We start from the raw sequence: 21472 nt of genomic DNA on the forward strand, positions 1-21472 counted from the left end.
TTAGAAATTCTTAAAATATTTCTTTTGAAAAAACTAGTTTTACCGTTGAGCCTTATGGTTCCTATGCTTATTTTCTCTCAAAATAAAAAAAGAGATACAGCAGAAAAAGTAACCGATATTGAGGAGGTCGTTTTCCAGAAAAAAGTGGTTGGAAGAACGAACGACATTACCAATGTCAAGATTTCAGCAAAAGATGCCCAAAGTGTTGCCTCTATAAGTGGTGGAATTGAAGGACTTCTTAAAACACTTCCTTCCGTAAATTCCAACACTGAGCTGTCTTCCCAATATATGGTGCGTGGTGGAAACTATGACGAAAACCTTATCTATATCAATGATATTGAGATCTACAGACCTTTTCTGATCAGAAATTCGCAGCAGGAAGGAATGAGCATCATCAATCCTGATATGGTTTCCGCAGTGAATTTCTCTGCCGGAGGATTTGAGCCTAAATATGGCGACAAAATGTCTTCAGCGCTGAATATTTACTACCGTGAACCTGAAAAATTTGAACTTTCAGGAGAAGCAAGTTTGATCGGTGGAAGACTGACAGCGGGTCTGGCTTCAAAAAATAAAAAACTGACTGCCTTGTTTTCAGGCAGATACAGAAATACCAATCTTGTTCTGAATACATTGAATGAGGATACGGATTTCAACCCTACGTATTGGGACTTTCAATCCTATATCAACTATCATTTCAACGATAAATTCTCCTTGTCATTCATTGGATATTATTCCAAGAATGATTACGAAATGGTTCCTAAAGCGAAAAGTGTCACTTTCGGAAGTCTTAATCAGCCTATTACAGTGAATATTGGCTATGGCGGACGGGAGCAGGATATGTACAAAAATATGATGGGAACTTTCTCCATGAACTATAAGCCGTCCGACAAATGGAAGCTTACCTTGGACAGTTTTGCCTATCAGAACAGGGAAAAAGAATATTATTCTATTGCTTCAGGTTATGAGATCCAGACTTTTGATCCTATAACACAGTCTCCAAATCCTTCTTTTGATGGAGGAGGACAGATAGAGCATGCAAGAAATGACCTGTATGTAAGAACGTACGGAACGCAGTTCAGAGCCAAGTTTTCTCCCAATATCAATACCGATATAGAAGTAGGCTTTAAGTACGAAAAAGAGAACCTGAATGATAATACCAATGAATGGAAATTGGTTGATAATGCAGGATATAGCATTCCACGGCCAATAGATGATCCAAGAACAGGAGGGACGGGAGATCTTAATTTGTTTTACCATATTGCCGGGAAAAATAATATAGAACCTTCGAGACTTTCTGCTTATGCACAGTATTCTCAGAAATTTTACTGGGGAGCCAGCAAAATATTTGTTAATGCCGGAGCTAGAGTTTCCAACTGGAGCTTCAACAAAGAAACCATCTTCTCGCCAAGATTCCAGTTTGCGATAAAACCTGACTGGGATACCGATATGCTCTTCAAACTTTCCGGGGGCGTTTATTATCAGGCACCTTTCTATAAAGAAATCAAGGATCTTGACGGAAACTTTAACTCCAATATAAAATCTCAGCGTTCCATGCAGTTAATTCTTGCCAACGACTACGAGTTTTATATGTATGACAGACCATTTAAACTGACTACAGAGGCTTACTATAAGAAAATGGACGATCTGATTCCTTACTATATGGATAATGTGAGAATCCGTTATTCCGGTAAAAATAATGCTTCAGGTTATGCTTATGGAATTGATACCAGACTGTTCGGGGAATTCGTTCCCGGAGTAGATTCCTGGTTGTCTGCAAGTTACGCCAGAGTATATGAAAACATAGACGGAAGAGGAGATATTCCAAGACCTACGGATCAGAGATTCAGATTTGCAATGTTCTATCAGGATTATATGCCGAAATTCCCGTCCATGCGTGTCAATCTTACTTTGGTGTACGCTATGGGACTGCCGAACGGAGCACCTGTTTTCACAGATCCTTATCAGTATCAGAAAACATTACCTTCTTATAAAAGAGTAGATTTGGGCCTTTCCAAAGTATTCATCGATTCCAAAGACAAGAAAAATCGTTCCGGTTTTTGGGGTAACTTTGAAGAATTAACCTTAGGGGTTCAGGTTTTCAATGCATTTAATATCAACAATACAGTGGCCAACCAGTGGATTACAGATTATAATACGAATGTAATGTATCCCGTTCCTGTACGTCTTACAGGGCGTTTCTTCAATGTGAAACTGGAATTTAAATTATAGAAATTAGAAGCTAGAGATTAGAAGTTAGTAGGGATTTCCTACAGCTTAGAAACTAATCAAACCAAAAGCTAAAAAATAAAGAAAGCTTCTGAATTATTCAGAAGCTTTTTCATTGGGCTGAATTTTATAACAAGTATACAGAATTTTATAACAGTGGTTTCAGGGATATTTTTACCTTTGTCCTATCAATGAAAAAGATTCTCGCCATATTTTTCTCTGTTTTCTACTTTGGATTTTCTTCCGGAGCAGCTTTCAGCGTACACTTCTGTATGGAAGAGTTTGTTTCCGTAAGTCAGAAAACCACTGATATCTGTGGCAAATGTGGCGTTAAGGAAAAAAAAGGATGTTGTAAAACTGAGGTTAAAGTCATAAAAGTAGATGATTCACAGAAATCTGATCTGCTGATGATCGATTTTTTAAGCCAGATTGCTCCAACTTTAACACAGCACCCGTTTTTCTTTACCGACCAGTCTTTTTCAGCTTCAAAATTTACCCGTATCAGAATCAATGGGCCGCCCGAGTACAGGCCGGTTCCTATCTACATCAATCATTGTCATTTTAGAATTTAAGATCCGTCTGTTGTCTGTAGTGTTCAGATGAGCATTCCTTCGTGGACAACACGGTTCAACGCATGATGCGTTTCTATTATTCTTTACTAAAATTAATTCTAAAATTTAAAACAATGAAAAAGTATATCATTACAGCAGCCTTATCTCTATTCTCCATTATTTCGCTTTCGGCACAGTCTAAAAAAGACGCTCAGGTTTCAAAATTATATCAGAACTATATCGCTATTAAATCAGCTTTGGCTTCAGATGATGCCGACAAAACTTCAAAAGCAGCTGCAGAATTCATCAAAACAGCCTCAACCGTTGATTATAAATTAGTTTCGGAAGGTAATCTTAATATTCTAAGAAAAGATGCCACAGTGATCTCGGATGCCCGAAATATTACCTCTCAGAGAGAAACGTTTTCTAATCTTTCTGAGAATATGATCGCTTTGACGAAAGAATTCAAACTTTCTGAAAAACCGGTTTACGTACAGTATTGTCCAATGGCCGACTCAAGCTGGTTAAGCGATGAAAAACAGATCGCGAATCCATACTACGGAAAATCTATGCTTTCTTGCGGAAATGTAAAGTCAGAAATCAATTAATTATTGTATTTAATTTTAAAACAATAAGTTGTGTAGCTTAAGTTTTAATTGACTTTAAGCTGTATATCTTTAAAAAGTTCAGAATATTATGAAAAAACTAATCATATTTCTGGTGCTTTTGTTCTCTGTTTTTACTTTCGCACAAACAACGAAAACGTATTATACCTGTCCCATGCATCCTGAGGTTGTATCTTCAAAACCGGGAGATTGCCCAAAATGCAAAATGACGCTGGTCAGGAAAACCGTTGTGGTAAAACCTAAAGTTACGACAAAGCCAGAGCAGAAAACAGGACAAAAGCCTGCAGAAATTAAAATGAATAAGGTTAAAGTTAAGACTGAGGCTAAGGCTAAGGTGAATGCAAAGCCAAAAATGAAAGAGGCCGGAAGAAATAAGCCTGATACAAAGTCTAAACCTTCCCATTCTCAGCATCAACCTCAATCTTCTCAATCTCAAAGTAAATCTCTCTATAGCTGTCCTATGCATCCTGAAGTGACTTCGGATAAACCAGGAAAATGCCCGAAATGCGGAATGGAACTGGTAGAAAATGAAAATTATCAGCATGTTGTTGCAGAAGAGCCGAAAGCAAATCCATCTATATTCAAAAGAAATTCTGAAAACGGGAAAGTAACTTTCGGGGGGAAAACAGTAAGATATGATCTCTATGTAAAAGATACGATTGTCAATTTTACAGGAAAAAACCGTAGAGCTATTGCCATCAATGGAAAACTGCAGGCTCCGACTTTATATTTTACAGAAGGAGATACCGCAGAAATTTACCTTCACAATATGCTGAAGGAAAATACGGGACTGCACTGGCATGGCGTGATTCTTCCCAATGAACAGGATGGGGTTCCATACCTTACCACAAAGCCTGTAACGCCTGGAGAAACACATTTGTATAAGTTTAGAATATCTCAAAACGGAACCTATTGGTACCATTCCCACGAAGCACTTCAGGAACAGATTGGAATGAATGGTATTTTAGTATTCAATAAAAGAGAAGGCGAGCCTAAACCTTCCTATACACAAGAAATTCCGGTACTGCTAGGGGATTGGAGCGATGAAGATCCAATGCAGATCGCAAGAAGGCTCCACATGGCGAATACGGATTGGTATGCTATTAAAAAAAATGCAGTACAAAGTTATTGGGAAGCCATTAAATCCGGAAATTTTGGGACAAAAGCCTTAAATGAGTGGAAAAGAATGGAGGCTATGGATGTAAGTGATGTCTATTACGATAAATTTCTCATCAACGGACTTCCCAGCTCTGACTATTCTAATCTGAAAGCAGGAGATAAAGTTAGACTGAGAGTGGCCAACGGCGGATCATCCACATATTTCTGGCTGAACTACGGTGGCGGAAAAATAAAAGTAGTTGGAAACGATGGAAATGATGTAGTTCCGGTAGAAGTTGACCGTCTTATTGTTGGAGTTTCCGAAACCTATGATATTGAAGTCACAATTCCTGAGAATAAGAGTTTTGAATTCCGTTCTACGTCGGAAGACAGGGTAGGACATGCTTCATTATGGCTGGGTTCCGGTGAAAAAGTGGAAGCTTCGAACCTGCCGAGACTGTTGTTGTTTGAAGGAATGAAAATGATGAACGGAATGATGGAAATGAGCGGGAATATGAAGCCTATGAATATGACGATGGGCAACCAGATGATGGACATGAATGAAGTGATGTATCCTGAACTTTCTGAAAGCCAGAGAAAAATGACGATGAAACACATGAATGAAATGATGGGCGTTAAAACCAAGGAAGAAGATCATTCAGGCACTGAACATGGAAATCATTCGGGGATGGATATGAAAGAAGAAAAACCGATCAAAAGACTGTCATACAATCTTTTAAAATCTCCTGAAAAGACCATTCTGCCGGATGAGAATGTAAGAGAGTTAAAATTTACGCTGGAAGGAAATATGAATCAGTATCTCTGGACGTTGGATAATAAAACCGTAACAGAAACAGATAAGATCCTGGTTAAAAAAGGCGAAATCCTGAGAATTACGATCTACAACAATTCGATGATGCGCCATCCGATGCACCTTCACGGCCATGATTTCAGACTGATCAATTCAAAAGGAGAATATTCGCCGCTGAAAAATGTAGTCGATATCATGCCGATGGAAACCAATACGATTGAGTTTGCAGCCAATCAGGACGGTGACTGGTTTTTCCACTGCCATATTTTATACCATATGATGGCGGGAATGGGAAGAATATTTAGCTATGAAAATTCAAAACCAAATCCACAGCTGCCGGACAGAAAGTTAGCCTGGAAAAATTTCCTGAAGGATAATAAAATGATCAGCTCCATGGGAATGCTGGATATAGCAAGCAATAAAGTACATGCAGAGAGCATGACGATGTTTGGGCCAAGATGGGCTAACCTGAATCAGTTTCATTCTAACTGGGATTTTGATCATTTTGAAGGCAATGTGAAAGTAGGAAGATTCCTGGGGAAATTCCAGTGGGCACTTCCTTATGCAGGGTTCAGAATTCAGAAAAACCACGAGATCATGGAGAGACAGATGACTGAGGATATGGGAATGAAATTCCGTGGTAAAAAGACCTGGTTTGGACAACAGAAAGCAGCAAAAGACCAATATGCATTCATGGTTGGTGTGCAGTATATGTTGCCGATGCTGGTTACCGCAGATGCAAGTGTTGATCAGAATGGAAAAGTATTGCTGGAATTAAGCAGGGAAGATATTCCCATTTCCAGAAGGATAAGAGGAAATTTCAGCTTCAATTCTGACGGAGAATTTTCAACAGGACTGAGATATATTGTACAGAAATGGGTGTCAGTTTCCGGAAATTATGATAATGAAATGGGCTGGGGAGCCGGATTAACTTTAACCTACTAATGAGAGGCTGCCGGATAAGGCAGTCTTTTTTTTAAACCACAAATAGCACGAATATTTTATAAGAAAGACACTAATGTTTATGCAGGACTTGTGTCATTTATGTTTAAAAAAACAAAAAGCCGGTTCATCACTGCAATGAACCGGCTTTCTTTATTTTGCTACTGAATGTAATCAATACTTTTTGTTTTATTTTGAAGCTTTCTCTGAAGCGGTAGTTTCTTTTACTTTTTCTGCTGGTTTGTAAGTGACATTTTTGATATCAACCGTCATTTCCTTTAAACGTTTTGCTACAGCTTCCGGCATATCTTTCTGATATCTTCCTCCGATGATCTCAGCAAGGAATTTCTCCGTTTCAGCATACATCGCCATATTATTAACAGGTTTTCTGAATCCGTGTCCTTCATCATCTGCCAGAATATAATTTACTTTTTTTCCTTTGTCACGAAGTGCAATGACAATTTGGTCTGCTTCAGCCTGTTTTACTCTTGGGTCATTGGCACCCTGAATAATCAATAATGGTTTCACAATTTTGTCAACACTGAACAACGGACTTGCTTCACGAATAAGCTTTTTACCTTCTTCAGTTTTAGGATCACCTACCATTCCATACAGGAAAGCACGTCCCGATTCCCAATAAGCGGGAACAGAATCGAGTAGGGTAAAGATATTACTTGGTCCAACGATGTCGACTCCTCCGGCATACAGATCCGGCGTGAACGCCAAACCAGCCAGTGTTGCGTAACCACCGTAGCTTCCTCCCATGATGACCACTTTATTTTTGTCTGCAATTCCCTGGTCAATAAGGTATTTTACCCCCCAGGTGATATCATCCTGCATCAGTTTTCCCCATTGTAAGTCTCCACCATTTTTGAATTTTTTACCATAACCGCCACTTGCTCTGAAGTTTGGCTGTAATACAGCGTAACCTCTGTTGGCTAAAAACTGTACGGTTGAGTTATATCCCCAATAATCTCTCGGACCTTTGGGACCTCCATGAACCAGGACAACTACCGGTAGATTTTTTCCTGTTGACCCCGTAGGCACCGTCAGATAAGCAGGAATATCCAATCCATCATTGCTTTTATACGTGATTGGAGCCATAGAAGCTAAGTACTTTTCAACTTTTTTTAGTTCTGTTCTTGGGGTATACTGGAAAATCAATTCTTTGGTTTTGGCATCAAAGAAATAAGATTCAGAAGCATATTTGTCTCCCCACACTGAGATTAAGAATTTTGAATAGTCTTTGGTAGAGCTTGAAAAATCAATCTCTCTTCCCGGGAATTTGCTTTGTAGGAATTTATAGTTGGCTTCCCATGTCTTGTCTTTCCAATAGTTATCCGTCTTATCTCCGGTATAGGAAGTCGAAATGATCTTTCTTGTATTTCTATCTATAAATAAACCTCCAAAATCAACTTTTCCTTTCGGATCACTTTCGATTTTTGTAGTTTGTTTCGTTTTCGGATCCATCAAAAATAAGGTTGATTTATCCAGATCTCCTTTATCTGTTACGAGATAGAATTTCGAGTTATCTTCATTCCAGTTGGCAATATAGGCTCCCTCTGTAACCAATGTTTCGTAAATAGGGCTTAATTTCTCACCTTCTTTATATAAAAACTGGGTAGTTCCTTTTTCGTCTGTTTTGGAAAGAACTCTAAGTTTTTCATCCCAATCAAATTCATACCCTGTAATGCGGTCTTTATTTTCGTAAATCTTTTTCAGTTCGCCTGTTGAAATTTTTAATGAATAGAGATCATGCCATGCTTTATCGCGGTTGTTCAGTCCAATCATGATCAGATCAGGATCTTTTTTACTCACCATTTGAATCTGAGCGGTTACTTCGTTAAGTGGGGTTAAATTCCGAGACTCAGGAACGCCTTTGGTCACATTTAGCGTAGGATCTACTGCAAAAATATTCATATTCTCGTCCCCGTTTTTATCTTTTACATACAAAATATATTTTCCGTTTTCTGACCAGAAATATCCTGCCAGAGGACGTTTGCTGTCAGTTAATGGACGGGCTTTTTCAAAAGGTTCGTCCACCTTTTTTACCCATATATTCATGATCCCTTCATATTGTTTCATGAATGAGATCCATTTTCCATCCGGACTCAGTTGTCCGCCAGAAATCTCAGGATTTCCGTAAAATAATTCTCTGTCCAGCAGTGGGACTTCCTGTGCCTGTGTTGTCTGAAATCCTATCATAAAAAGAAGCAAATAAAATATTTTTTTCATTTTTTTATTTAAATATAAGAAAAAAAATCGCTTCCTGATGGAGTTGAAAAAAATATTTTTTTAATATAAGTGATTGTAAATTATTAATTTAGAATATTTATTCGCGCAATTTATTTACTACAAATAACGGTAATGTGATTAATTTTTCTTATTTAATTGCTTTGGTATTATATTATCATCATCACGTATTGAGTAGATTGAAAACAGATTTATTCTAAAAATCAAACAGACGATGGTGCATTCAAAGTTTGAATTTCTCAATTTGTTACCTATCTTACATTTCAAGCTTAATAACCTTTTCTGCCAGCTTTTGATTCGTGCTTTCCGGAATTAATCGCATCAGAAAATTACGCAAGGTATTTCCCTTTTCCCACTGAGAAATTTTCCCGATTTTCCAGCTTGTGTCTACGACGTAATCAACTTTTTTTCTTCTAATCTTTTGAAATTCTTGAAAAACAGCATTAAAATCCTGGTTCTTTTCCAATAATTGGCCAATGACATAAGCGTCTTCAATGGCCTGACAGGCGCCCTGACCCATATTCGGAGTGGTTGCGTGGGCGGCATCTCCAATCAGACACAGGTTATCAGAATACCAGGAAGGAATAGGAGACAGGTCAATAATATCATTAAGAATAATATTTTCTTCTAAAGTTGCTTCAAGAATGTCCAAAACAAGAGGGTGAAAGTCTTCAAAATAATCACATAGTTTCAAATGACGTTTGTGCTTTTTTTCATTAACCAAAGCATACCAATACAACTTGGTGTCTGAAATCTTCACAAAACCGAAGCGCTTTCCCTTTCCCCATATTTCAATGGCTTCCTGATTGAACTTTTCAGGTAAATCAAATTCTGCCAGTCCACGCCAGCATTTCTGTCCTGCACTACGGATGTTTCCTGTTCCCACGATCTGATCTCTGATCTTAGATTTTATCCCGTCTGCGCCAAAAACTATTTTACTTTCTGCCTGGATTCCATTTTCAAAATGTAAGGAGTAATTGTCTTTCTTTTCAATCTTACTTAAAGAGTGATTGAGCTGAATATGTTCGTATCCGATGTTTTCCGCCAGAATTTTCTGCAGTTCAGCCCTGTGAATGGCTACATTACAGGAATTGTATTTTTTCTCAAGGGCAAGAATACTGGTCTTCGTGATAGGTTTTAAAGACTCGTCGGTAATGGAAATCCCATGGATCTTATTTCCTGCATTTTCAATTTTTTCTTTTAAACCCAGTCTGTCGAAGATCTGCATGGCATTAACAGCCATCATAATTCCGGCTCCAACAGGTTTTATTTCCGATGCAGATTCATAGACTGTACAATCAAACTGATGTTGTTTCAGAATATTTCCCAGGGCCAGTCCGCCGATTCCGGCGCCTATTATTGAAATGGTGTTCATCAGAATCGGTTTGATGTTTTTAAAGCGTTAAAATATAATTCTCAGATACTTTTTTAAATCCGTATTTATTGAAAAAATGATGAGCTCCTGTGTTGTTGAGCCCGCTTTCCAGAATCATAAAGCTGATATTCCAGTTTTTAGATTCTTCCACAGCCTTTTCCAACAGGGTGCTTCCGAGTGATTGTCCTCTGAGGGAATGGTCTAAAAGCATATCTTCCAGTACCGCATAATTTTTAAACCCATTAATAATATTGAAAACCAGCATTCCTATGATTTTTCCTGCTTCATTTTCAGCAATCAGAATGTTTAATTTTGAATTCTGATCAGCAACAAATCCGGATTCAAACTGTGCGGTTAATATCGCTTTAAGGTCAGGATTCCAGTGGTTTGAATCCAAAGCTCTGCCTGAAATAATTTCGCCATGCGAGATGTAGGAATCCGTTTTATGGGTGATAAAAAAGTCGACCAATTCTTCAGTCCGGGCGGTGTCGGAAAGCCATTTTGTGGTGTAGTTCATTGTTTTATTTCAAATTTTTCAGTTCGTTCAGTAATTGATTCTGTTGATTGATGAAATGTTCCAGACTGTCTGTTTTCAAAGGATGTGCATTCTGGTATTTTTCGATTTCAGGAAGCGTTTTCCTGATTTTAAAAGCAGTGTATTGATTGTTGATATCATCACTATTTTGATTTACTTTCGCAATCAGTTCTTTCACTTTGCTTATTTTAAGGTCATATTGGTCAGAACTTACTTTAATTTCTTTTTCAAGCTGTTGTTTTAGAAGAGAATCTTTAATGGTTCCGGCCTGACTTTGTGCATCAAGATAAAAAGATTCGGATTTATGGAGGGTTTCAGCATAGAGTTCCAGAACCTTTCTGTTTTCATCATTAAGTTTTACCAGCTTGTCGTCCAGAGTCTTCAGGCTTTTATCATTTTTGATCAGTTCAGAATAAATTTGATCGATCATATTATTTTTACGGTAGCTTTTCAAAGAACCTGAAACAGATGATTCTGCGTTATCAACTGCATTTTCTACAAGCGGAGCATTTCGGGATTTGTTTTCTTTACAGGAAAGTATTGATAAGGCCAGTGCAGAAGCAAAAAGTATTTTTTTCATAAGTTTTAGATTGGTTTTTTATTTCTTATTAGTTGAAGATAATCTAAAAAATGTTACACCCTTTATACAACCGAATGCAAATCGAAGTTTTTGTTTTTGAAATTTAAAGTGATCTTAAAATTTCCCAAGCCTGTAGCTCCCTTTATTTCGAGATATCTTAATGTCTATTTTTAGAAAAAGTTTTAAATAACAATGTGAAATTTTTCGAACTATTCATAGATACAAAAATAAAAAAACGGAGCCTGAAAACAGACTCCGCATACATTGTTTTGCGCTAAAATTTATTTACCTAAATAAGATTTCAAAATCTTACTTCTGGTATTGTGCTTCAATCTCTTAATCGCTTTTTCTTTGATCTGACGGACTCTCTCTCTTGTAAGATCAAAAGTTTCGCCGATTTCTTCCAAAGTCATCGGGTGTTTTCCGTTCAATCCGAAGTATAATCTTACCAGATCAGCCTCTCTTGGAGTCAAAGTATTCAATGCTCTTTCAATCTCAATTTGAAGAGATTCAAGCATCAAATCTTTATCCGGACTTGGAGATTCTCCTGAACGCAATACGTCATAAAGATTAGAATCTTCACCTTCTACTAAAGGTGCATCCATGGACAGGTGTCTTCCGGAGTTTTTCATAGATTCTTTAATATCTTCCTCACTCATGTCAAGAACTTCAGCCAATTCTTCCGGAGAAGGGGGTCTTTCATTTTCCTGCTCAAGGTGAGCGTATGCCTTATTAATTTTATTGATGGAGCCGATTTTATTCAACGGAAGCCTTACAATTCTTGACTGCTCAGCTAAAGCTTGTAAAATTGACTGACGAATCCACCAAACCGCATAAGAGATAAATTTGAAACCTCTAGTTTCATCGTACCTTTTTGCCGCTTTCATCAATCCTAAATTACCTTCATTAATTAAATCGGGTAAAGAAAGACCTTGATTTTGGTATTGTTTAGATACAGAAACTACGAAACGAAGGTTGGCTTTGATTAATTTCTCAAGTGCAGCTCTGTCGCCCGCACGTATTTTCTGTGCCAAATCTACTTCTTCGTCCGCAGTGATCAGTTCCACTTTACCAATTTCCTGCAAATACTTGTCTAATGAAGCAGTTTCCCTGTTGGTTACCTGCTTAGTGATTTTTAATTGTCTCATCTATTATTATCCTCAAAAAAGAGTTACTATATATTATACGTATGAAGGGGTAAAAAGGTTACACCAGTTTTAATTATTTTTTAAATTTAAGGTAAGTTGTATATAACACTCGATAATTTCAGAGAGCTCACATTTGTTCAAGAATTTTAATGTTAGGAGTTTACTTTTACATTGTTGTCAAAAGCAAAATCATATAAAACTTTACAAAATGGTAATAAAAAAATCTCTACAATCCATTCGTTTTTTCCTTTATTACCAATCAATTGAAGACTTGGCATATAAGAAGGTTTAGCAGTATGATGTCTTATATCATGTCCAACATAATCTGCGTGGATTATTTTATTTACTGCTTCTCTGGGTGAATTGAATTCAACATTATCAATAATTCCCATCATTTCAATATCACTATAGGAGCTCAAATCCTTTCCTTTATTTTTTTTAATAGAATCATCAAGAACACGAGTATGTATAGCTATTTCTAAAATTAATTTTGAAAATTCTTCTTCAAAAAAATGGGAGTAATCTTGGAATATTTTAGAAGTTTTAAAATCTTCAATAAAGCTATCATTATCATCAAGAATAGCAGAAAATCCATTAAATAAGTTAAGCAAACGGAACAGGTTTTTTCTTAATTCGTAAGTATTTATATAATGTTTCTCTTGTTTTGGTAATTCCATTATCTATCTATTTGTAAATTTCAATATAAGAAATAAAAATGTTTTAATAGAATAAAAAAGCGAAACCAAAGTCCCGCTTTTATAGTGAAGAATGAATAATTAAAAATTAAAAATTCTTTTTATCGTTTAAATTGTTAATCAGGAACCAGTAACTTAATTAACGAGCAACCGGAAACCCACAATCATTAAAACAATTCGTTCAATAATTTTGCCAGTCTAAGACCTCCGTAAAGAAGCTGTCTTTCAAGGGTTTCATTGAATTTGTACTGATAATCGTACGATAATTTTGAATCGTTTGGAGTCTGTGCATAGATCTTATTGGCGATTTTGTGAGAATCATACAACCAGTCTTCTACAGTTCCAGCCTGAATCTGTGCCACTTCATCCTTAGATTTAATGTCCAGAAGTTTTGCATATTCTGTGTAGCTGTATTTCTGAGAATCTACCAGTTTTCCGTCCCATACAGAGTGAAGATTGGTTTTATCGCCGAAATAAGTAACATTGATTTTGTTTCCACCAAGATCTTCAGCTCTTCCTACGTGAAGAGGCTGGGAAAGGTCTCCCATAATATGAATAAGAAAGATCAGGGCAATTTTTCTGTCTTTTTCAGATGTTTTCTCGTCTTTGATCTGGCTGGACAAAGTGTTCACCTGTGTATAAAGACTTGGACCTGCCTGCATTTTCAGGTTTTGGTCAAAAGCTTTAAAATCTGCCTGTGGATCAATGTTTACGTAATGCCATGATGAAGCCTGCTTCCATGCACCGGTGGTATCAGATTTGATAAAATCTGGCCAGTTTGCCCAATAAGCAAGACGTTCTTTACCCATTATTTTTTTGATCTCTCTCCTTGCTTTACCCGAAAGATGGTTTTCTGCGATCTCTGCGATCACACGGTGTCCCGTTAAGCCCCATGCAAAAGAGTAAAGTGAAGATGAAATGAATGCTAAAATTAGAATTTTAGAATAAATACTTTTCATTATAAATAACATTTTACAAGCTGCAAAGATACGGTCCGGTTTCCGAACCTCCATCAATTATAATTAATTTCTTATTCCAGATGTGTTAATAAAACTTAATCTAAATAAAGGGAACCCGGTATAAAATTCTCCGAAATCCGAAAATTAAAAGGATATGCATTATAAATATCTATGTCTCAAGGAGAAGCTTTGATATTAAAATTTTGATCTTTAAACTTGGAAAAACGCTGTATTACCGTATTTTCACGGAATTTGTCATATAGTATCCCCATTAATGTTAATAAATTAGTACTTTTAAACTAAAATTATTGGTAAATTATTTTTTCAAACTTATGAGATATATTATCTTTACAAGTCATAATCACAGGAAACACTATGTATGAGAATAATATTGTAGACATGTATTACAATAAACTGCAGACCGACTTCAAAGCTGAAGCCGTGGCGGTGAATCTTTTGAAATATCAGCGTGCGGTAAGTAATATATTTATAGAGCGGATCGGGATCAATGACCGTGCTTACCTGAAGGATATCAAAAGTATCTCGAGCAGTTATTTAGGATTTGATGAAGAAGTCTTTACGATAGAAACGTATAGAGAGGGTATTTATGACTATCTCCCGGAAGGGCTGTTTCATCCGCCGTCTTTGGGAGCTTCCAGAAAAAATGTGGATACAGTCGTTCGTGAGATCCGTAAACAGAAAAGAGTAGAAGAAGATGCCCGGAAGTTTTTCCGTCCTTTTGAACTTGAAGTTTTTTTTACAGAAATCAGTTCTCTGCTTAAAGAATCCGAGTTTGATATTTCAAGCAGTACAGATACGCTTTTGGAAACCGTGAGCGAGCTCTGGCCTCTTATTAAAATGCTTGACGAACAGAATGCTTATATTTTTATCTATATTTTGCCTTTTTTCCATCAGATCAGAGGCAATAAGAGATGGTTTGAAAGATGTATGACGGCTTTTCTGCAGGTACCAGTAGAAGTTACTTTTGCACCGAATATTATCGATAGAATAGAAAGGAATGACGATTCTATGTTATTGGGGAACTCAAAATTAGGGGTTACCTATATTCCAAGCGGAAAACATATGGACGGACAGCGGAACTGGGTGGTAAATATTGGCCCCATTCCTTATGCGGACATGAAAAAATATATTTCAGGAAGTCCGTTCAGAAATGTTTTGCAGGCTTTATATGATTATTTTCTTCCTGTAACGGTAGACGTGGAAGAAAATTTTGTTACAGAAAAAGAAGAATATTCATTCAGTCTGGAAGATGATGAAAGAAATGCCAGCCGTCTCGGATACTCTACATTTCTGTAAAATAATTTATTATATTTACAACGACCAACCAAGTATAAATTTGAAAAGAAACTAATGGAAATTTCTTCAGTAAAAGGTATTTTTTTAAGGTATATTTTAATGCCTTTAATCGCGGTAATTATGATGTTTATTTTGGGCGTGCTCAGAAGAAACAAACCTGCGATCAAAATTAAAGTAATTATTATATATGTTCTTCTCTGCAGTCTGTGTCTGGCTCTGCCCGGGATTTTTGGTTTTGCCGGAAATCTTTTTAATCCTTACTGGTACCTTATTGCACAGGTTTTCTATCTTATTTTTGGGATTATTCATGTTAATTTACTGCACAGATATTTCAGAAAACATATTGATTCAGTAGGAATGAGTATTTTGTTTGAATCCATACTTTCATTGACTTGTATTGCTTTTGGCGGATTTTTATTTACCCTGATTTTTAACTGGATAAGCAAAGGAGCGGGATATGCTGTAATGGCTGCCACAAGTATGGTGATCTTCGTTGTTCCCATGGTATTTTATTACTGTTATGTTCAGTTTATCAGTATTCCTTTTGACATCTATAAGACATGGAGATATTCTCCTGATCAGAGATTGCCTGATTTTGAAGGGGTTGATTTTGACAGGTTGATGGTATTGAATGTTGAATTAAGCAAAAATCTGGAAGATACAAACAGATTTAGAATCAAAGCTAAAACACTGCCGACCGGAGTAACATTCGGGGATTGGTTCTATAGAGTAGTGGACGATTATAACCATAAAAACCCAAACTCTATCATCCATCTTTCCGATATAGAAAAAGAACCTTATTACTGGATTTTTTACACCAAAAAATCATTTTTCAGTTTTAGAAAATATATTGATTTCGACCATGATATCTCTACCAACAGCATTTCCGAAAATGAAGTCGTGATCTGCAAAAGAGTGATTCAGCATGAGGAAGAAGGAGTATTGAAAAAATCATAACCACACAAAATTTAAAAAGTATTACATATGATACAGCCTATTAAACATTTTGCGATCAATTGGGTTGATGGGATGAAAGTTTCCCAGAGACACCTTAATGATCAGGACAATTTTTTAATTGATACGATCAGAGATTCCAGTTCACTTGGGATCAACACATATAATTATGGTCTTCTGCCTATTTCTAACGAATTTACAGATAAAACAATTTTTGATGTTCATAATACCGCAACCAATGATGTGCAGCTTGTTATCAAAAGATGCAGCGCGATTACCATGGCGGGGTACCGTATAGATTTAAGTGATAGGAGAGTCAGTGTGAAATCTTTGGCAAAATCTATGGCCGAAGAACAGGCAGATGGAGAGTACTATATTCTTATCTCTGTGAATCCTTTTGATAAGGTGCCTTTTGGAGATATTGACCCTGAGGAAATTCCACCCCGTCATCCAAATGCACAGCCCAATCACCACATCGAGCTGCTTCCCGTTACTTCACTGAACAGCAGCTATTCCGGAGGGAATTACCTGATTATCGGAAAAGTAGATTTAAAAGCGAATATTGCCCAGGTAGATTCTAATTTTATTCCGCCGTGTACCTCAATTCAGAGCCATCCTGTTTTGATCGATTACTACAGCAGCTATGCAAAATCTATAGGAAACCTGCAGCAGTATGCTTTTAAGATCATTCAAAAAGCATCTCATAAAAACCAGAATACGGCATTGGCTCAAAACGTTAAATTCCTTTGTACTACTCTGGTGAATACGTTTGGAGATATGTATTTCCAGTTCAGAAATATTATTCCGTGGCAGCCGCCTGTATTTTTAATTGAATCATTTGCAAAACTGGCGCTTCATCTTTATAATTCTACCCAGCTTCTGGTACCTGCCGAACTGGAAGAAATGCTGAATTATAGTTTGGAATGGAGCGAGATTGCACCCCATACATTACTGAACCAGCTTTCTATTGTGGCGGAAACCAATTACGACCACCACAATTGCGGAGAACCATTGCTGTATATCCAGCAGATGCTTCGCAGCCTGGAAATCATTTTCTCCAAGTTGAGCGAGCTTGACTACATCGGTCAGAGAAAAGAAAATATCATCGTTAACGAACAGGAAGTTTCTTCAAATACCAATCCGAAGAGAGGCTGGAGCGTTTTAGATTAATGAAAACAATGAATAATATCAATCCCGGACTTCAATTTTCGGGATTTTTTTATGTAAAAAAACTATTAGTATAGAATATTGTTGGGATCCGGTGGCTTCGAGAATCTTAGCCACCAGATTGGAGTTTTTGACATATATGATGCCCTGTTTTTTACTTTTTTACCAATATAATTTCAGTGGCTTTTCTGCTGATCACTTCTTTATTGTTACCAATTTCTATGGTCATTGATTTATCAAATTCTTCAATTTTAATAACCTTGATTCTGGTATTCAGAAGCAGTTTTCTTTCATTTAAATAACTTAAGAAACCATCATCAGAAACGGTAACAGAAGCAAAGGTTACGGTTTCTCCAGCTGTGCAGGCGCTCAGTTTCTGAAGATCCTGTGCAATAATATTTCCGTCTTTGTCAGGAATAGGTTCTCCGTGGGGATCAAATTTGGGGTAATCCAGGATCTCATCCATCTTATCAAAGAAGACCTGTGAATGTACATGTTCCAGCTGTTCTGCAATTTCGTGAACATTTTCCCAGCCGAAGTTCATTTTTTTTACAAGAAACATCTCAGTAAGTCTGTGTTTACGGACTACTAATGCAGCTTCGCGTTTTCCACTTTCTGTAACCCCCAAAGGTTTGTAGGTTTCGTAGATAACCCATTTTTTGTCGGCAAACTTTTTCATCATGTTATTGACACTCGGCATTTTAACGCCTAAAAATTTGCTAAGCTCATTGATCGTCACTTTCCCTTCATTGTCAACTAAATGAAACAAAGCTTTCAGATAATTTTCTTCTGTTAATGTCGTTTTCAAAATGTTAGATGATTTTCAATACAAATCTAACAAAATATTATGTAAAATTAGGGCTTGTTATTTTAACTTTTTTTAATTTTACTCTATGAAATTTTCATTTAAAAACGACTATTCTGAGGGATGCCACCCGAATATTCTACAAGCACTTGTACAATCGAATTTTGAGCAACAAGCCGGATATGGAGAAGATGAATATTCTCTGCAGGCCAAAAAACTGATTAAAGAGAAAATTAAAAAACCAGATTCTGAAATTTATTTGGTTTCCGGAGGAACGCAGGCCAATCTTATTGTGATCTCTGCGATCCTGAGGCCTTATCAATGTGTCATATCTGCAGCACCAGGCCATATTTTAAATAATGAAACAGGAGCTATTGAAGCTACGGGACACAAAGTTTTAAGTATTGATACCCAGGACGGGAAACTGAGACCTTCTGATATTATTCCTGTTTTGGAAAGCCATGGTAATATTCCGCATCAGGTTATGCCGAAGCTGGTGTATATATCAAATTCTACAGAACTGGGAACCGTTTATCTGGCTCAGGAACTGGAAGAACTTTCAGAATTTTGCCGTCAAAAGGGGCTGTATCTGTTTATGGATGGCGCCAGATTAGGACACGGACTGACTTGTGAAATCAATGATCTTACGCTTGAAAGAGTAGCGGAACTGACGGATATTTTTTATCTGGGCGGGACCAAGAACGGCGCATTGATAGGAGAGGCTATTGTGATTAATAATAAAGAGTTACAGCCGGATTTTGCATTTAATATTAAACAGAAAGGTGCCTTACTCGCCAAGGGAAGACTTCTTGGAATCCAGTTTATGGAGCTGATGAAAGATGACCTGTATTTTGATCTTGCCAAACATGCGAATGTTCAGGCTATGAAAATCAAAAATGCGATGACGGAAAGGGGAGTGCAGTTTCTGTCTGATACTTATACCAATCAGATTTTTCCAATTATCAGCAATGAACTAATTGAAATTTTGTTACAACATTTTGAATTTTTCGTGTGGAAGAAAATTGATGAGAAATCTTCTGCCATCCGCCTTATCACTTCATGGAATACGGGTGATGAAGCGGTAGAACGTTTTATAGAGATCATTAAAAAAGAACTTCAGTAAAATATAAAGAAAATGTGGCTTAGAGTTCCTAAGCCACATTTGTATTCTTTTTAATGTTGATAGACCGTAATTATTGGTCTTCAGCAAGTATTTTCTTTATTCCTTTAATGACTTCATTTTCAAGTCTTCTTATTTTCTCTTTTTTCATCATCACATAAAGTCCGATAGGGAAAAACAGGATAAGAAAAAAAGTAGAATCCAGTTGAGTCTGTGTAGATATTTTTCCGGATTCCGGATGAGCATCTATTTTCACGTTTCCTGTTAAAGTAAAACCGCTGGTCCGAACCTGCAATGCTCCAAAACTTGTCTGGATTTTGTATTTAGGAAATGTCTTCCTGAATCCTTCAATGAGTTCAGTTTTTGAAAAGGGTCTTACATTGATGTGCTGCATGATTATTGATAGTTTTTTTGTTATAAGTGCGAAACTCTTAAATGGCAAATACCATGCAGAATATTTCAAATAACAGAGAATAATATAATTTTTAGATTATTTTAAAGCCTTAGCAACGATTTTACAGTCGGCGGTCTCTAGTTTTTGGCCGTCTTTATAGCTGATCTTTTTCTCATCGGCATACTTGGATTGTCCGTCTTCTTCTTTATGTTCTCCGATTCCTTCCGTTAAAATATTGTCTTTTTGAATGAAGAAAATATCTCTTTTGCTTTTTGTACCCTCAGACTGGAATTCGTAAGTCAGTTTCAAGGTGTCTCCTGATTTAAAGCCGGTTACATCTCCTGTTGAACTGTCTTTTTCGCTGTTTTTATAGCTTAATTTTCCAGTAATGGTTCCCAGGTTATCATCAATGGATGCAAAAACACTGTCTTTTCCGGTAACGCCCATATAGCAGAATGATTTTGGTCCCAGTGTATCTACTACAGGCTCAACTGTCGCAGTAGTGTCGGTTTCAGCCTTTGGAGCTGGTGTTTCTGTTTTTTTATTACAGTTTACAAGAAAAACCGATACTGAACCCAGTAAGATTAATTTTTTCATACCTAATGTTGTTAGATTAAATTCAAATTTCAATCTACTAAATTAGTAATAGTATTTAAATATGAAAGAATATTATATACAAATAGGAATAATTTTCTATAAAAATAATTTGTAATTTCTTTTCAATACATAGGATTGATAATATTTTTTCAAAAGCATTTTTACCGGGTAGGAAGAATTTAGGCACGAAAAGTGATGAATGATACCTTTATATTTTATACTTATGACACGTACATTTCAACTTGCCCTTTTTGGATGGCTTATTTTTGGATTACACTATTTTACGGCACAGACTCCGCAAAACTATATTTACACTTCATCAGGCGATCTGAAAAGCATCGAAAAAATGATTACACGGAAAGATATTGGCGGAGTACAGATTGTATACAACTGGAGAGCATTGGAAACCTCAAAAGATGTTTACGATTTTTCAAGAATTGAAGATGATTTAAAATATCTAACCCAATTAGACAGACAATTATTCATTCAGCTTCAGGACAGGTTTTTTGAACCGGCAGCCAGATATGTTCCGGATTACATTTTAAATGAAAAAGAATATACCGGCGGGCTTGTACCTCAATACGATAATCCGGGCGAAAATAAACCTATCGGAAATGGCTGGGTAACACAGCAGTGGAATCCTGCGGTTCAAGAAAGGTATCAGAAGTTAATAGGAGAGCTGGCTAAAAAGTTTGATGGAAAAATTCAGGGAATCAATTTACCGGAAACGGCCATCGATATTGATATGAAAAGGGATAGAACAGGTTTCAGCTGTGATCGTTATTTTCAGGCTGAATTGGATAATTTAAAATTTGCTAGAAATGCTTTTAAAAAATCCTACGTTTTACAATATGTCAACTTTTTCCCTTGTGAATGGGAGAACGACCATCAATATATGTCGAGATTATTTGAATTTGCTAATAACAATAATATAGGATTAGGCGGGCCGGATATTGTTCCGAACAAAAATGCTCAGATGAAAAATTCCTATCCGTTTTTTAAACAGTACAAAGGAAAATTGTCCCTAGTGGCCATGGCGGTACAAGAGCCGACCTTAACCTATAAAAATCCGAAAACTAAGAAGCATTTTACCAAAGAAGAGTTTGTAGACTACGCTGAAAACTATCTTGGCGTGAATATTATTTTCTGGAGTGTAGAATCTCCCTGGTTAAAAGGATCCTAAGGATGTTGGAAATGCGGCAGCTGATTTTTTAAACCACAAAAGTCACAAAAGTTTTTGAACACTTAAGTTTCCAGTTTTGTGTATATAAAGTACGCTAAAGTTCTTTAAAAATCTTTGATTTTTTTCTCATGAACTC

The 21472-nt window shown here is 36.6% G+C and carries 19 protein-coding genes; 9 read left to right on the forward strand and 10 right to left on the reverse strand.

The genetic code is table 11. The features are described from left to right. Positions 1-24 precede the first annotated feature (24 nt). From HHL23_RS01665 to HHL23_RS01680, 4 genes are all read left to right on the forward strand, one after another. Positions 25-2229, forward strand: coding sequence for a TonB-dependent receptor plug domain-containing protein (locus tag HHL23_RS01665; RefSeq protein ID WP_169233099.1), 2205 nt, complete (start codon positions 25-27; stop codon positions 2227-2229). Between the two features lie 188 nt (positions 2230-2417). Continuing rightward, positions 2418-2798: an HYC_CC_PP family protein gene (locus tag HHL23_RS01670; RefSeq protein WP_228464545.1), complete on the forward strand. Its 381-nt coding sequence runs from the start codon at positions 2418-2420 to the stop codon at positions 2796-2798. A 113-nt stretch (positions 2799-2911) separates the two neighbouring features. After that, a complete protein-coding gene (locus HHL23_RS01675) occupies positions 2912-3385 on the forward strand; it encodes a DUF3347 domain-containing protein (RefSeq protein WP_169233100.1) in 474 nt (157 codons plus the stop codon). 88 nt (positions 3386-3473) lie between these two features. Then, positions 3474-6257 (forward strand): multicopper oxidase domain-containing protein, encoded by a 2784-nt coding sequence (locus HHL23_RS01680; protein WP_228464547.1) that lies wholly within the window; start codon positions 3474-3476, stop codon positions 6255-6257. A 186-nt stretch (positions 6258-6443) separates the two neighbouring features. Here the strand turns inward: HHL23_RS01680 and HHL23_RS01685 are convergent, their stop codons facing one another. From HHL23_RS01685 to HHL23_RS01715, 7 genes are all read right to left on the reverse strand, one after another. Continuing rightward, positions 6444-8489, reverse strand: coding sequence for a S9 family peptidase (locus tag HHL23_RS01685; protein WP_169233101.1), 2046 nt, complete (start codon positions 8487-8489; stop codon positions 6444-6446). 274 nt (positions 8490-8763) lie between these two features. Next, positions 8764-9882, reverse strand: a complete 1119-nt coding sequence (locus tag HHL23_RS01690; RefSeq protein ID WP_169233102.1) for an FAD-dependent monooxygenase — start codon at positions 9880-9882, stop codon at positions 8764-8766. Between the two features lie 19 nt (positions 9883-9901). Continuing rightward, positions 9902-10399: a GNAT family N-acetyltransferase gene (locus HHL23_RS01695; RefSeq protein WP_169233103.1), complete on the reverse strand. Its 498-nt coding sequence runs from the start codon at positions 10397-10399 to the stop codon at positions 9902-9904. A 4-nt stretch (positions 10400-10403) separates the two neighbouring features. Next, positions 10404-10997 (reverse strand): hypothetical protein, encoded by a 594-nt coding sequence (locus tag HHL23_RS01700; RefSeq protein WP_169233104.1) that lies wholly within the window; start codon positions 10995-10997, stop codon positions 10404-10406. A 281-nt stretch (positions 10998-11278) separates the two neighbouring features. Further along, complete coding sequence (locus HHL23_RS01705) at positions 11279-12145, reverse strand: sigma-70 family RNA polymerase sigma factor (RefSeq protein ID WP_055859010.1); 867 nt, start codon at positions 12143-12145, stop codon at positions 11279-11281. A 152-nt stretch (positions 12146-12297) separates the two neighbouring features. Then, on the reverse strand, positions 12298-12822 hold the full coding sequence (locus HHL23_RS01710; protein WP_169233105.1) for a hypothetical protein: 525 nt from the start codon (positions 12820-12822) through the stop codon (positions 12298-12300). A 185-nt stretch (positions 12823-13007) separates the two neighbouring features. Continuing rightward, positions 13008-13799, reverse strand: a complete 792-nt coding sequence (locus tag HHL23_RS01715; RefSeq protein WP_169233106.1) for a S1/P1 nuclease — start codon at positions 13797-13799, stop codon at positions 13008-13010. A 399-nt stretch (positions 13800-14198) separates the two neighbouring features. Here HHL23_RS01715 and HHL23_RS01720 point away from each other — a divergent pair, with 399 nt between their 5' ends. The 3 genes from HHL23_RS01720 to HHL23_RS01730 are packed head-to-tail and all read left to right on the forward strand — an operon-like array spanning position 14199 to position 17240. Further along, positions 14199-15116: a type VI secretion system baseplate subunit TssG gene (locus tag HHL23_RS01720; RefSeq protein ID WP_228464548.1), complete on the forward strand. Its 918-nt coding sequence runs from the start codon at positions 14199-14201 to the stop codon at positions 15114-15116. Between the two features lie 54 nt (positions 15117-15170). Continuing rightward, positions 15171-16073 (forward strand): TssN family type VI secretion system protein, encoded by a 903-nt coding sequence (locus HHL23_RS01725; RefSeq protein WP_169233108.1) that lies wholly within the window; start codon positions 15171-15173, stop codon positions 16071-16073. A gap of 27 nt (positions 16074-16100) precedes the next feature. After that, positions 16101-17240 (forward strand): hypothetical protein, encoded by a 1140-nt coding sequence (locus tag HHL23_RS01730; protein WP_169233109.1) that lies wholly within the window; start codon positions 16101-16103, stop codon positions 17238-17240. A 151-nt stretch (positions 17241-17391) separates the two neighbouring features. Here HHL23_RS01730 and HHL23_RS01735 read toward each other — a convergent pair whose 3' ends face one another. Further along, positions 17392-18045, reverse strand: coding sequence for a metal-dependent transcriptional regulator (locus tag HHL23_RS01735; RefSeq protein WP_169233110.1), 654 nt, complete (start codon positions 18043-18045; stop codon positions 17392-17394). Between the two features lie 85 nt (positions 18046-18130). On the opposite strand from HHL23_RS01735, the gene HHL23_RS01740 reads away from it, so the two are divergent. Next, the gene (locus HHL23_RS01740; protein WP_169233111.1) at positions 18131-19165 is read left to right on the forward strand and encodes a threonine aldolase family protein; all 1035 of its coding nucleotides are present in this window, start codon (positions 18131-18133) and stop codon (positions 19163-19165) included. 70 nt (positions 19166-19235) lie between these two features. On the opposite strand, the gene HHL23_RS01745 is transcribed toward HHL23_RS01740, so the two are convergent. Both HHL23_RS01745 and HHL23_RS01750 read right to left on the reverse strand, forming a co-directional pair. Next, the gene (locus HHL23_RS01745) at positions 19236-19556 is read right to left on the reverse strand and encodes a hypothetical protein (RefSeq protein WP_169233112.1); all 321 of its coding nucleotides are present in this window, start codon (positions 19554-19556) and stop codon (positions 19236-19238) included. Between the two features lie 96 nt (positions 19557-19652). Next, positions 19653-20153 (reverse strand): hypothetical protein, encoded by a 501-nt coding sequence (locus HHL23_RS01750; RefSeq protein ID WP_169233113.1) that lies wholly within the window; start codon positions 20151-20153, stop codon positions 19653-19655. Positions 20154-20376: 223 nt separating this feature from the next. On the opposite strand from HHL23_RS01750, the gene HHL23_RS01755 reads away from it, so the two are divergent. After that, complete coding sequence (locus tag HHL23_RS01755) at positions 20377-21336, forward strand: hypothetical protein (RefSeq protein ID WP_169233114.1); 960 nt, start codon at positions 20377-20379, stop codon at positions 21334-21336. Positions 21337-21472 lie beyond the last annotated feature (136 nt).

The organism is Chryseobacterium antibioticum (assembly GCF_012927325.1).
In the GTDB taxonomy this organism is placed as follows: Bacteria; Bacteroidota; Bacteroidia; order Flavobacteriales; family Weeksellaceae; genus Chryseobacterium; species Chryseobacterium antibioticum.